Origin of the sequence: Collinsella sp. AF29-7AC, assembly GCF_003475665.1 — a bacterium.
In the GTDB taxonomy this organism is placed as follows: Bacteria; Actinomycetota; Coriobacteriia; order Coriobacteriales; family Coriobacteriaceae; genus Collinsella.
In genome coordinates this window covers 1-13,013 of the sequence record NZ_QRQX01000017.1, presented here as the reverse complement: position 1 = coordinate 13,013, position 13,013 = coordinate 1, and the positions used below count along the sequence as shown (strand labels likewise).

Below are 13,013 nucleotides of genomic sequence, written 5' to 3'. Positions count from 1 at the left end.
TTCACAATTTAATAAATTATAGAACATTTGTTTGTATATTGCTATAAATATCACTCGTAATCGCACGGGCACCAACCAACTTATGGAACAAATAATGCAGCCCAATAGAGCATCAGCGCCTAATCATTAGATAACAGTTGATGTTGATTGGCTAAGGCACTTTCTCAGCCGCTTTCGCCAATTGAACGTACCCCGCTAATAGGAAAAGAAGCGTTTCCGCCCTAAAATGGGCTTAGCTCTCCCATCATCGTGCTGTACATCATGCGAAAGTAGAACCGATCCGTAAACACCGTATGGTTCCCATCATCAATCATTCTGGGATCCATATCTAGGACACCCCGATCGGACTCGCATTCTGGAAGCATCCATGGCGCCCAAATTTCAAGACCACGACTCATTGGAGATAGTCTAGTTGTCATCTGGAGGCTGTCCATTATTCGCCTCTCCGTTTTACCAAGACGATCAACCCGCCTTCTTAGGTAACGCGGCAGGCTCCAGGGATGTTCAGCTTTAATCTCGATAGGCTTTCCATCCACTCGAAAATTAGATAGATCGGCTAGCGCTGCTCCAAAATCTTCGGCACGATAATAATGGCTCCTTGTAAGGGTGTAGTTTAAGGCTTCCTTGGGAAATGACGTCGCGCACGCAATTGAGCCAATAATTGGAAGCGCCTCAGTAAGACTTTCATCCGGATAAATCCTTTTCCCGCCATTCATCATGTCAAAAATGTCTTTGGAAAATTCAGGGTCTTGCTCAAACCTGTACTGCTCAAAGGAAGGGTCCTCCTGCAGCGGCATTGCTCCGCGGTCATATATTGCGTAACCACTCTGGATAAAGCTACGCACAAAAGGCTGGTATCCAATTGGAACGGGGATGTTACTCCCAACATCCTTTAATAGTGGACGCGGCTCATGCAAGCGATGAATGTACTTTCCCATGCGCATGCATTCGTCCAGCCCAACACGCGCAGCGCTCTTTCTATAAATAACGCCCCATTTGGAACACTCATCTCGCTCGATGTCCCGATGCGAAAGCGGACGCCAGCGGCCTTTATCCCAAACGCAAGTTGCAAAAAAGAGCGCCGATGAGAAATCGTTCGTCACGTCCAGCCAATTGGTCTCCAAGCCGTAATGCTGACCCAAAAGTTCATAAAGAACATCGCAACGATTCCATTCCCGCACGGACTGAAACTGATCAATAAAGCGGCTGAACTCAAATAGCCGCATATCTGCCACGAGACGATACAGCTCTTGGTCTTTAATATTGCTAAACTGTCGAAGTTTTCTCTTGAGCGATGATTCAGACCGTGGATAAATCTGCTTTTCGCCTCGATAGAAAAATCGCCTCTTAGATTGTTCGAGAATGATCCCATGGGGATATTGGATCAAAACCGCATCGGTTTGGGGATCGCGCTCAAGATACTCTCGACAGACTTCTAGAAGGCTATTGCGAGGAGTATAAAAATTCTCACCCGAAAGGGTGCTAAGAGTCATCTCCTCCCCTCGAAGCTGATCAATCATATCCTCTCGAAGAAACTCCATCAGGCCACCGTGATCGATAACCTTGTAGCGTTGGTCGTTGTTTTCCAATGCCCACCATCTTCCTCGTCAAGGTAGCCAACCATACATATCTTCAAATGCCAAATCGCTCCCCGCTAAAATAAGGCGCACGCCGAAGACACAAGAAGATACATACTCACGCCAGCTTAAATGTGGCAAACCGATTAAAAGACTAATCTATCGCGCGGACAAAATTACTCGTGACGGGGTCAGTGAATAATCGCGTTGAAATAGTGGTGCAGGGGTACTGACGATTAGCACAAACAAAAGGCTATGCCTTGGCTGAGGACGGCCACAAATCCCCAATCATCATGGAAGTTCAACGACAGACAGCCGCCCCTCCAAAATCAACCGATGCATCAAATTCTTCCCGTGATCCCGGTTGTCCATTGATGCGCCGTACGAGTCAAGCAGCCTTGATATATTAAGGAGCAGCTCCTCACGAGCAGTTTCGCAATAGGATTTGTAGAAAAACACCAGTTCAACCGGACCTGTATATATATCAACAATGTCAAATATTGCTTGAAAATAAGCGTAATCAGCCTTCGCAAGAGAATGCCCGAACACTTTGATAACAACTGTTTCTCGAGGTTCTTCTTTTAATGGCGCGCCAAATGCAATTGGCTCTCCCCCGCCGGGCCTCCCAGAACGAATAATTCTAAATGTCTTAAAAAATCTTGCCGCCCCAGGATCATCCATACAGTTTGTACCATCGGCACCAAAGATAATATCTCCGTTAAGCTTGCCGTGGATATTAATGAATTTAAACGTCGCCTCGCTCCGCCAAACTGATGGAATCGACGGGCTTGTGTAGTTAAAACTGAGCACAGTAGCCGCTGTAACGCAACCGCCATCCCAGCTCGCTATGCCAGACAACAACTGTTCCATTAGCTATTCCGAAGCCTCGTAATACTCGTTGTTAAGTTTTACTTCGCGACTAAGATATCGACTGAACTCAGCTTCTAGCTTATGAAGCTCTTGTTCGAGCACCGAACGAAGAGGGTTTTGCGTCCAACTTTTAACGTCCACATATACGCCGCAGAGAAAGCTAGCAACGACTTCGACAGCAAGACCCGGCGTTTGCTCCTTCAACGCATCTCGATAGTCATCAATATCCGCATACGTATAGGGGAAGATATCGGAGACAGTGTGGAGACGCCCGGAATCGTCGTCATCTTCAAAATATCCCGCTTCACGCATTTCGCGGAAAACGTCTTCTTGCAGTTTGCCCCAATCGTATCCAGTCGATTTTTCGATCTTCTCATTCAATTGTGTTAAATAGTGATTCGGCCATTTAATCCAGGGATGAGACTGCAGAAACACAAAATACTCGAGGAGAGTTCGAATAGCGACAAAATGTTGTCTATCAATAGGTGAGGAGGACGGAAGCGCCCCAGAGTTGCGCTCCATTTCGATAACATTGGAGACCGCTAACTCGACGTCACTCCAATTAACGTCATAGCCTTTATCAGCAAATTCTTTACGGAAATAGAGAATCAAGTCCCAGGCGGTAATACCTGAGGCAGAGAGAGTTTTTGCCCAGCCATTTTTACTGATGTTTTTATTATTATCGATAACAGCCATCCTCGGTCTGAAGAACTGAACAAACCGAGAATTTAAACCGCATGTAATATCAAAACCGTTACCGAGAACAAGAAGCTGATGAGAGATGCGCGGGTTCATTGGATAGGTAGCCTTTCAAAGCAGATAGTTTTTTGAATGCGCCAACGAACACCCCGTCATGAGATCAGTTTTCTTAGTAAAGGCCGTGATAGCACTTCGGCTCATCGTTAGCGCCGGGCGATTTTAGCCACTAATAGTCAAACGATTTTGACCAATTCCGATCCCCAGATAATGACCGCAACGCCTCCATACCGCCACTACGCTGGTAACGCCAACACTCCGTCTTTAGAAGAACCATTGAGGTGAACGAGAGACACTCGGTGGTCGTCAATCCAATGCCATCAAACTCGCAAATCAACCTTTGAGCCCTCTCATGAGTCGCTCATTAATCGAAGCGATCATATATCAGACCTAATCAGCATCAGGAATATGGCTTTTAAATCTGAAAATTGAACCGGCGGGGATAATAAAAATTCGTTCGGAAAGCAATCGCTTCTCATCATCGTTCGCGCCGCCGCGGCTCAACAATTTTTCCTTAAGCTCTTTTGAAAAACGGCGGAAAGACGCAGGGCTCCTTCTAGCGGATACAGTTTCAGTCGAAGCTATCAAAACAAAGCGATTTTCGCCTGATCTTAGAAGCTTCACCACAGTTTCCCACCAGCGTATATCCGTCTCTCCAAGCGACAAACCAAAAATTATTAGTATATTGGACCTAAGAATAAAATCTTCTGCTTTATGGTCATCGACGGAACCGAATAGCTTCTGTATCTCGCCTTTTACAAAGGTGGACGCAATATCTTCGTTTTTGGAAAGAGCGTCCGATCCAATCTGGGACACATCATTAACTCCGCATATGGGTTCACGTCCGAGAGCACCATGAGCTTGGACAAGTCGAGTGAGCCGGATAGAAGAAACACCCAAGCCATCCTCAGGGGCAGCACACCCGTTTGCTTCGACAGCGTTAAATATACGAGGAAGTAACGTAGTGTAGTTAAATGTGACAATCGAAACACTCAGCACAAAATCAGTTGAATAGTGACCAAGAATCCGCTGTCTTTCCAGAGGTTGCAACGCAGAGTACCAATATGACAAAGAGGCCATAACAGATTCAGAGTTAGCTTCGATGAATTCATCGGTTGCCCTTTTATCTTCCAATGCGATGAAAGCGGCAAGATCGATATCTATTGCTTCTTTGCAATCAAGCGCGGATTCAACTGGGTCTTCCTCGTCAGCCTCAAGATTGGAAGTGTACTCACCTAATTTTTTCTCAAAATCGGCCCACTCCCGCGCTCCTTCTTTTTCGATACAACCTGCCAAACGGCCAACTGGGCCTTCATCCGAAGCATGGTTTTTGGAGAAGAAATCCATAAACCTAGTGGTGCTTGTCTTCAACCCTGCCGACAAATCAAATCCATTGCCAACCATGACCGTCACGGATAGATTACTCGCCAAGCCAACCCCTTATAATTGAACCCTTGTCTTTTTGGGAATTATAGCGTCCCACATGGACAAACGAAGGGAGCTACCGAGTAACAGCGACCGGCAACTATCAATTGTTTTAATTAATCGTCTATTTGTAGTCGAAATCGATCGGAGCTATAGCAGAAAAATTACCGAGCACTCAAGCGTTGAATCTTCCTGTAAATCTTAGCCTCATCAGGGGCAATCGGATCATTTGGAAACGCCTTTTGGGCTCTCGCTACGTAGGAAAGAAAGTTCCCATAGCGAGAAAATACAGAAGGGCCAGCATCACCCGATGGGCATAACCTTCTTCCCTTAATACCAAGCGGCGAATAATGTTGATACAAAGCAGAGACCCGTTTCTTGGACGCGTGTCTCCCCTCTCCCTCATTAGAACGCGCAATCGCAGTGGCCGCCTCACGGAGACGCTTATGGTACCTTCCAACCGTAGACTGTCGAAGTCTTACAACGCGCCCGTCAAAGTCAAACCCCAGGAAACTAACTTTCTGCGCCGGATGTGCACCGGAGTACGAATAGACCTTACCTGCACGAACGCTTTCAAAATCAAGCTGAGCAACTCCGTCGCCATCAACCCGGAACACCTTGGTTTTCTCAGGTTGCAGTTTAACGGAATCGACATCGGCCATTAAATTGATGGCTTCTACAAGTGCATCAAAGCCAGACTTTGGAACGGCAACAATAAAGTCATCGCAATAACGAAGATACAAGCCGCCAACTCGTTCAACGGCAAGTCTGACTTTCATATCGATATCGGCCATATAAATGTTAGCGAGCACTCCGCTTGCGGCAAGACCCTGAGGAATGCCCAGCGCAGAGCCATCCCGTACCCAAGGTCTGGTAATAATATTGCTCTTGTTTGCAAGAAATTCAGACTTTGGCAAGATAACATCTAGCTTATTAAGTTCACGAATAGACTTGAACCGAAGTTCGATAGCCGCTTCATTGATCATTTTCTCCCGAGTAGGATCGATTGCTGGCCATGGCAATTCATGTCGAGCAGCCAAATCAGCAATAGGCCAGCACGAATAGCGAAGGATATTTTTAATGACTTGATAGTGATCGTCCGGTAAGCGTCCACTGGGAAACAACGAACGCAACGACGTCATTAGATGAGCATGATTTAAGTTGTCGAAGAAGCTCTCGAAATCACCCGTAAGCACAAAAGCCGAATCTTGCTCGCGTATATAATCGAAAGCCTTTTTAGCTGAGGAAATATTGCTGGCAGCAGTTACGGCGCAGTCTGATGAAAGGGAAGAGCGGTATGCTACGGCAACCTCATTAAACTCTTCGGCAATAGCCTTCTTGTTATATAAGTCCGACCACAGATAAGAGTAGTACTGGAGGACGCGGTGATCAAAATGAGAGGCATAAGCGATATTGCGAACCTTGCAGCTTCGCTTACCTCCACGATACCGAACAGCAATGATCTCGTTGGAAATTAAAGGGTAGAACGCGTGGTGGGAAACGTACTCTGAATCTAAGATCTTGGTCTGAGCTTCGGCAAAAGAAACCCTATGATCAAAATGGGCATATGAACTTTTGGAACTATATCGAGGAATACGAGTGATATCGAACTCGGCCAAAATACCCCCAAATAAATCAACCTGTCCGGATCAACAAGCGGCGGCTAACCCTCCCCGGACAGGCTAATTAAAGGCGCAGCAAGTGCAGCCAACGCTTTCGCGGCCACCTAAAGCAATGCTTGCCTATGGCATACTAGACGAAAGCGAGGAATTGGTACTTATGACCATCGAAGCCCTTATCCAGCTAGCCGCAGGCAACGCTGGTGTCAATGTTGCGAACGTCGGAATTGCGTCGTTTGCGATATTGACGGCAGTAGCGTACCCCATCGCCAATTCGCGATGGGCAGTAAGCTTTATTCCCATTCTTGCTTTGATTAAACAGCTTATGAGAAATCGACTCATGCAATTAATGGCGCCTTGGTGCATAAATTATGTACGATTTTTTAACTTTTGGCCTTTGACCACTGAGATTGACCGGTACACCAAATTCACCACAGTCGCCACCCTCACTATTCGCTAGCAGTGATCGGATGCGTCTAACCCAAACGCATCTATGCCTATAAGCCCACACGTTTGACGCAAGGTCTCCTTAAAAGAAGCCGAAGTCAGACGTTTCTCTATATAGGCTTCATAGCAACGAAGCAACGTCTCAGTCGAAAGAACTGCAATGTCATTTTTACGAGCAATTGCAATCTGAGTAGCAGGGAACGGATCGCGCTCTCCGGGTCTAATTTCAATTTGCGATGCAAATATAAGGACACCTTTTAACTTACCGGAGCATCCTTCGTCTTCCATAGCATCGGCTTTAATTTGGACATGATCATATGTCTTAGACACATGCTGTCGTTTTAACCCACCATTGCTACCTTTTATTTCTATTAAAAAGAGAGTGTCATCGTATGAGAACCTAAAATCCTCTTCCTTATTGTCTTGAAAGTCCTCATCAACCTCGGCAATCTTTGCCAAGAGATGACGAGCTTTGTTTTCGAGGTCGAAGTCTTTGGTGCAAAGGACCGACTTAATGTTCTGATAATCAGAAAGTACTTCCTCAATTCCTTTCCTCTCCTCGTTGAGGAGAGCCATTTTCTCGTTAATCTCTTTAATTCGTACTCTTTGCGCTTCTTCATCATGATATTCAACTTCGTCCAGCCAATCAGGAGTACGAGCAGGCTGCACTTTAGCTGGAAAAATACCATCAACAACCGTCGATAGTTCGTCATTATTATTAATCTGAAGAGTAGTAGCTGCGAAGGTCTCGGATATCAGTACAGCTGTAACTGTAGAAGCGTTCGAAACTAATAGTGGCTTAGAAGAAGCAGTAAACGGCGTGCTGAAAGAAAAATCTGAATGAAACTCTTTATTTGATAGGATAGTTTTCGATTTTCCAAAACAAATTCGAAGCGGCAAGGGGAACAGTTCGCCTATCGGAGAGTCAGCAAAATCTTTAATAAAATCCTTTAGCGGTTTATTGTGCTTGTATTCCTCCGCATGAGTCCCCAGGTTATATCCATAGCAATATGAATACCTGTAGTTTTGTGGGAGCGTGACGATACATTTAGCACTATTTGACTGCAGCATCATTTGCCGGATAGAGGATATGTCCGCATGATCGTACATTAGCTTATCGTTAGAGAAATCGCTTTTCCATAAATGATTATCTTGCAGGTCAATGATTGTTAGATCAAAGGCATCGAATGCGTCCGCCTTGCTAAATTCCCTAATCGTAAGGTCATTTGTTTCCGTGAATCCGCAATTCTGCTGCCTGTAAACCAATAACTGAGTTTTCATCACGCAATCCCCTTACATCCAGAACAGATTAACCCTGTTTACATATCACTTTAATGTAGAAGCCATCTAGCGACAACGAGTACGCGATTCCGCACCCATTGCCGCGGCTGCATGCGCGAGGCCGGCTCCTGGCAGCTCAGGCGCCGCGTGGGCAGGATCGTCTCACAGGTGTTCCGCAGGCGCGACGCCGCCACCGTGACCGCCATGTACCGCGCGGGCGTGCGACATGCTGAAAGGGTGCTGCCCGAGGGCGGTGGCAATCCTCGAGGAGGCCGAGCCGGACGCCCTGGCATACCACGATTTCCCGCTGTCGCACAGGAAGCGCTTGCGCATCACCAACGTCCAGGAGCAGACAAACCGCGAGATAAAGTGCAGGTCGAGGGTGGTGCAGGCGTTCCCCTCGACGGCATCGCTGATGCGTCTGGCCGGCTCGGTCATGAGCGAGCAGGACGAGGCATGGCAGGAGTCGAGGTGCCTTTTCGGAGGCAAAGATGAGCGAGCTCTACGACGAGGGTCGCACGTGCGAGATCGAAGGGACGGTCGACTGGGCGCGGCTGGAAGCGGAGCCAGGAAGATAATCGAATCGGGCCTCGAGCTTACGGACAGGATCGAGGCGGCATAGGATATCAACCGTGTTCCAGGTTCCAGGACGCCGGGCCGACTCGCTTCGGATCGGACGCTACACCAACTTTCTCGACACTACCACGTGCTCGAAATCGACGGACGCACGCCCCAGGCGCCGTAGCGTATGGAATCGAGGCGGGCGACAACGCCGCGCACAAACAATCCGAGATGTCGTACGCGATGCTGCGCAGTGCCAACTTGATTGAAGTTTTCAGCGACATCTGTCATCAGGGACATAGAAACTAAATAAGCGAAGCACACACGACAAGGAACACCCATGAAGCCTGCCATTACGAAGCCGAGAAAGTTGATAGCACGGATTGACAACCATAAGGAGCGCAATGGTGACGCATAATTTCTTTCGCAAATTGACAACCGCATAGCGGAACACGGCCCGCGCCCCGTCATATGATTTCTAGCGGCTAAACAACAAATCAACGACGAAAGGGGCACGGGCCGTGTCTGCGAACATCGTAACAGTCGACGAGGAGTCGCTGCGCAAGGACATAAAGAATCTGGTGAGGAAGACCGTCGAGGAGACGCTCAACGCGCTGCTCGACGAGGAGGCGTCCGAGCTCGTCGGGACCGGGCGCTACGAGAGGGCGGCGGGCCGGGAGGCCCACCGCGGCGGCCACTACGCCAGAAAGCTCGTCACCGGGGCCGGGGAGGTCGAGTCTAGTGCACGGGGATGCTCGGCGCGCTCGAGGAAATGTTCCCCGGGGGACCCGCTGCCAGCGCTGCACACGGTGCATCTCTACCGCAACGTGCCGGGAGGGGTTCCGTGACCAGGCGAAAGGCCATGGCGCGCATGTTGAAGGCGATCCACGCGCGAGGCATGCGGCAGGAAGGCCGAGGAGGTGGCGGACGAGTTGGAGTCGGTACGGCTCGGAGCGGCCGCGAGGACGGTGCGCGGCGGGCTCGCCGAGACACTTGCTTACACGGAATTCCCGCCGAAGCACTGGCACCGAATCAGGACGAACAACGGGATCGAGCGCATCAACCGCGAGATCAGGAGGAGGACGAGGGCCGTCGGAACCTTCCCGGACGGCAAATCGGCCCTCATGCTGGTGTCAGCGAGGCTGAAGTGCATGGCGGAGCACGAATGGGGCAAGAGGAGGTACCTGGACATGTCCAAACCGGAAGAGATGGACGAGCTGAAGGGAAAAGCGGAGGGCTAGAAGGAGACGGAGCCGAGGACGGCTAAATCAATTTGCGAAAGAAACTTGACGGTACCAGAAAATGTGACCCAACCCCTCGCTTTGCCGTCGTGTCGTTATGATAATTAACAACGTACAACGATGAGGAGCCCGAGCGGAACTCAAGTAGGCGGGAACAACGTGCAATCAATCGAACCTCTAAAAACCACGGACGATCTTGGCGAAGGCAAAGGCGGCATTTGGAAGAAGTGGCCTTGGAAAGACCTAGATCACTATGAATTAATGTCTGATCTTATTCTTAAGGCTAATTACAGCATTCAGGACTTTAATGCTGCCATCAAAGACGGATTTTCTCCCAACATTAAGGACACCGTATTTCTGGTAGCACTTGCCACCTGGATTAAAGATGCATACTGGCAGATTAATTACGCCTGCTTGAAAGAAGTAATTAGAACCAAATTCGAGTTCTCAAGACAGAATGAACTCACAGAGGCACGTAATTATCTTGAGGCGGTTCGCTCAATCGTAATTGCACACCCCTTAAATTCGACGAGGCATGAAGAATACGGCTTTGGTCCAGAAGGACGAATTTGTATTGATATGCGACGGAAAAGCCTTCTCGACTCATATCCGGGCAGAGTGATCTATCGCATCACACCAAAAGGATTCAAAGAAACCGACAGTGTCGAGGACAACGAAATTGCACTAATGACCTGCCGCCGAAATAAAACAGAAAATAGCAAGCTACATTTTGAAAGATGTTGCCTGGATATGTGCGATATCCGCAACTCAGCCCAAGTCTACATTGACGCCTTGTACGAACTCGATCGACATCTCGGTCGACTAAGAAAGAAAGACTTCGAAACATGAGTGTGATCTTCTCTAGCGAATTAACCTTCGCTCAGCCGCAATTGCATTTTGAGCATCCTTTAGATGCTTCCGCGCCTTTCGGTGTATATCTTTTAATTGCTTAACCGGATCAACATCAACTTCATCATAAACATGGGTCATATCGCCATCAACATATGCAACAAAGGAAGAGCCGCCCAGCTTGCCGACTGCTTTACTGTGTTGTAATAGCAAACTATGCATATCCTTGCGAGCGGCGCGCACTCTAGGCTCAGCACATTTCAGGAAATGACAGAATAACTCAATAACAAGTTCGTTGTAACTCATGTTTGTATAACGAAAACAAAGATACGGACAATCGGATGAATCATGGTCTTTGATTTTCGAAATTGTCTTGTTTAGAAAGGCGCGAAGTTTTGGCGAGGTATTGTATTCGCGCATATCAACAATTTGATCAAGATCAAATCTGACCCTAGTCACACCATTTTCCCTGACAAGCGAAACAACGGTTTGACCATGCTGAACTGGATTTCGAATCTCATACATAAAAACGTAGAGGCCACCTTGGTCATACCAAGAAGAAGGTAGTTCCCAATAGTCTTTATATAGTTCTTTATTTGAACCTCGGTCATACATCCGCATAACTGCCTGCATTCTATCGACAAGACCGCGGGCTGCGGAAACATAATTTCCAAAGGCAGCGTTAACGACAGTCCTCTCGCCAAAACCCCCATTGGCAAAGCCGTCGGGTAAGAAGTCGAACTGATCGCACGGAACCAAGCGCCTCAGTTCACCATAGTTCCATCGAAACTGTTCATACAGTTGGTTAACCTCCCAAAGTGACCGTACAACGTCGTCATACTCTTTCACTTTGGTTACAGAATCGCCCTCGAGATACTCAATCTTTGAGAGCGCTTTCTGAGCTTCGACACTCACCGATTTGAACGGCAAAACATGGACTAGATCTGCCAAGGGAATCCCCCTAATAGAGCAATAGCCATACCTGTGGCAATTAACAATGTCCCTAGCAAGGCGAACACTAGGGATGCTAACACCAAACACCAACGGATTTGTGGACATGACAAATGGAGCCGACGCGAGTCTTAACTTCTTGACCACCCAGTCAACTCGAAATAGCACAGCCCAGGCAAACGCCACACACCACTCCCGGCACGAGGGTCCAGCCTAGCGCCATTACCTTGGTAGCAAGCACCCCGAACGCACAAAGCGGCCCGGGACATCACTACTCAAGAAATGAAACACCATGCCCAACAACGACATCGCCTACCTGCTAAAGTTCGCACCCAAGGAGGCGTACATCGACGACCTGATGAACGGGCGATTCTATATGAACGCGGCCGGCTACTACCATGGCCTGCCTGGCGGGCAGGGCGATCCGCTCGAAGCGTCCGTAGTTACCGGGGCATGCATCTACGGCAATTACCGCTTGCCCATTTACTGCACGTATACGGTCCGCAAGAACGAAACCGTCAACAACTACCGACATTGCAACTTAAATCAATAGCCATCGCGCCGCATGTAGGTATTTCATTCGATGTTCGGCTCTTTCATGAATCCCTTATTGTCCATCAACGGAATCCTAGATTCTCGCCCCTTTTTCAGACCATCCTCCAATTGGTACCCGACCAGCACGTCAAACGTTATATGTGCCGCCAGAGATCCGTAGCGGCACTGAGAAAGGCGAGGCGCGACGCCGACCGAATCCCACTTCCCGCCAACCCATTAGAAGCGACCGTGAACCAACAACGGTTAGAACAAAACTGCATCATCCGATTTGGTAAGGAACGACGGGATCAAATTCAACGGGCAAACCCAGTTCAAAATGGAGGATGGGAGATGAGTCAATTTGATCAAGTGATCCATCTCCACGGCGAACCCACGACTTTCCGTTTGCACATATAAAACCAATCTCAATCAATGGAAATCTGTGCATGCCACCAAAACCATTCATGTCGACATCGGCAATATAGAGCCCAGGAGGAATCAGGGCGAACTTTTTCCGATATTCGCTGCAGCCCTTTAAGTCTTCTCCTTTAGTACATCCATGTCCTTTAGTGATAACAACGGTAACCACGACCTCATAAATAGGAAGATCGCTGTCATTTCGAATAACAATATGCGATAAGCCCCGTAAATCGCCTTCGAGCCAAGCGGCAACCGAAGAGGGCTGAGACAGCATGTCCGCCTCTCTTCGACGAGCTTCTTCCTTATGCATGTGTGTCGTGTCACGCCATGCAACAAATCCCGTCAAAAAAATAGTTGCAACCGGACACAAGGCCTGAAGAAATTCAAAAACAGCACACATCAAGTACCACCCCTCTTATAAAAAACGAACAAGCCCAATCAGAACCACCCTTAAAAAGGGTGGTTTGCTCTTAGGGTATAAC

Annotated in this window: 13 protein-coding genes and 1 pseudogene; 6 read left to right on the top strand and 8 right to left on the bottom strand. The window is 48.2% G+C overall.

Features of this window, described 5'->3' with window-relative positions; genetic code table 11:
• Positions 1–221: 221 nt before the first annotated feature.
• The 5 genes from DWZ15_RS08025 to DWZ15_RS08005 all read right to left on the bottom strand — a co-directional run bounded on the left by DWZ15_RS08025 (position 222) and on the right by DWZ15_RS08005 (position 6,247).
• Positions 222–1,589, bottom strand: coding sequence for an FRG domain-containing protein (locus tag DWZ15_RS08025; protein ID WP_118450360.1), 1,368 nt, complete (start codon positions 1,587–1,589; stop codon positions 222–224).
• 279 nt (positions 1,590–1,868) lie between these two features.
• Positions 1,869–2,447: a hypothetical protein gene (locus DWZ15_RS08020; protein WP_118450358.1), complete on the bottom strand. Its 579-nt coding sequence runs from the start codon at positions 2,445–2,447 to the stop codon at positions 1,869–1,871.
• A 3-nt stretch (positions 2,448–2,450) separates the two neighbouring features.
• Complete coding sequence (locus DWZ15_RS08015; RefSeq protein ID WP_118450356.1) at positions 2,451–3,242, bottom strand: AbiH family protein; 792 nt, start codon at positions 3,240–3,242, stop codon at positions 2,451–2,453.
• A gap of 351 nt (positions 3,243–3,593) precedes the next feature.
• Positions 3,594–4,607: an AbiH family protein gene (locus DWZ15_RS08010; RefSeq protein ID WP_233544691.1), complete on the bottom strand. Its 1,014-nt coding sequence runs from the start codon at positions 4,605–4,607 to the stop codon at positions 3,594–3,596.
• A gap of 185 nt (positions 4,608–4,792) precedes the next feature.
• Positions 4,793–6,247: a reverse transcriptase domain-containing protein gene (locus DWZ15_RS08005; protein ID WP_118450352.1), complete on the bottom strand. Its 1,455-nt coding sequence runs from the start codon at positions 6,245–6,247 to the stop codon at positions 4,793–4,795.
• Positions 6,248–6,329: 82 nt separating this feature from the next.
• On the opposite strand from DWZ15_RS08005, the gene DWZ15_RS08000 reads away from it, so the two are divergent.
• Entirely contained in the window at positions 6,330–6,707 is a 378-nt protein-coding gene (locus tag DWZ15_RS08000) for a hypothetical protein (protein WP_118450350.1), read from the top strand.
• Here the strand turns inward: DWZ15_RS08000 and DWZ15_RS07995 are convergent.
• Complete coding sequence (locus tag DWZ15_RS07995) at positions 6,704–7,975, bottom strand: hypothetical protein (RefSeq protein ID WP_118450348.1); 1,272 nt, start codon at positions 7,973–7,975, stop codon at positions 6,704–6,706. The two genes, DWZ15_RS08000 and DWZ15_RS07995, sit on opposite strands and share 4 nt — an antisense overlap.
• A 253-nt stretch (positions 7,976–8,228) precedes the next feature.
• On the opposite strand from DWZ15_RS07995, the gene DWZ15_RS07990 reads away from it, so the two are divergent.
• The 4 genes and pseudogenes from DWZ15_RS07990 (at position 8,229) to DWZ15_RS07980 (ending at position 10,626) form a co-directional block, all read left to right on the top strand.
• Positions 8,229–8,597 carry a transposase gene (locus DWZ15_RS07990; protein WP_158572518.1) on the top strand — a complete coding sequence of 123 codons (369 nt, stop codon included), beginning with the start codon at positions 8,229–8,231 and terminating at the stop codon, positions 8,595–8,597.
• 460 nt (positions 8,598–9,057) lie between these two features.
• On the top strand, positions 9,058–9,384 hold the full coding sequence (locus DWZ15_RS10715) for a transposase (RefSeq protein ID WP_233544690.1): 327 nt from the start codon (positions 9,058–9,060) through the stop codon (positions 9,382–9,384).
• Between the two features lie 39 nt (positions 9,385–9,423).
• Positions 9,424–9,777 (top strand): annotated as a pseudogene (locus DWZ15_RS10710) (transposase); the annotation flags it as partial.
• Between the two features lie 159 nt (positions 9,778–9,936).
• On the top strand, positions 9,937–10,626 hold the full coding sequence (locus DWZ15_RS07980; protein ID WP_118450344.1) for a hypothetical protein: 690 nt from the start codon (positions 9,937–9,939) through the stop codon (positions 10,624–10,626).
• Between the two features lie 12 nt (positions 10,627–10,638).
• Here the strand turns inward: DWZ15_RS07980 and DWZ15_RS07975 are convergent, their stop codons facing one another.
• The gene (locus DWZ15_RS07975) at positions 10,639–11,577 is read right to left on the bottom strand and encodes a hypothetical protein (protein WP_147352324.1); all 939 of its coding nucleotides are present in this window, start codon (positions 11,575–11,577) and stop codon (positions 10,639–10,641) included.
• A gap of 292 nt (positions 11,578–11,869) precedes the next feature.
• Between DWZ15_RS07975 and DWZ15_RS07970 the strand changes: the two genes are divergently transcribed.
• Complete coding sequence (locus DWZ15_RS07970) at positions 11,870–12,130, top strand: hypothetical protein (protein WP_118450340.1); 261 nt, start codon at positions 11,870–11,872, stop codon at positions 12,128–12,130.
• Between the two features lie 261 nt (positions 12,131–12,391).
• On the opposite strand, the gene DWZ15_RS07965 is transcribed toward DWZ15_RS07970, so the two are convergent.
• On the bottom strand, positions 12,392–12,934 hold the full coding sequence (locus DWZ15_RS07965; RefSeq protein WP_147352323.1) for a hypothetical protein: 543 nt from the start codon (positions 12,932–12,934) through the stop codon (positions 12,392–12,394).
• Positions 12,935–13,013: the final 79 nt, after the last annotated feature.

Excerpts from the sequence above, each read along its gene's own strand:
- DWZ15_RS08020 (WP_118450358.1), bottom strand. The coding sequence starts at position 2,447 with ATGGAACAGTTGTTGTCTGGCATAGCGAGCTGGGATGGCGGTTGCGTT.
- DWZ15_RS08015 (WP_118450356.1), bottom strand. The coding sequence starts at position 3,242 with ATGAACCCGCGCATCTCTCATCAGCTTCTTGTTCTCGGTAACGGTTTT.
- DWZ15_RS08010 (WP_233544691.1), bottom strand. The coding sequence starts at position 4,607 with ATGGTTGGCAATGGATTTGATTTGTCGGCAGGGTTGAAGACAAGCACC.
- DWZ15_RS07995 (WP_118450348.1), bottom strand. The coding sequence starts at position 7,975 with ATGAAAACTCAGTTATTGGTTTACAGGCAGCAGAATTGCGGATTCACG.
- DWZ15_RS07970 (WP_118450340.1), top strand. The coding sequence starts at position 11,870 with ATGCCCAACAACGACATCGCCTACCTGCTAAAGTTCGCACCCAAGGAG.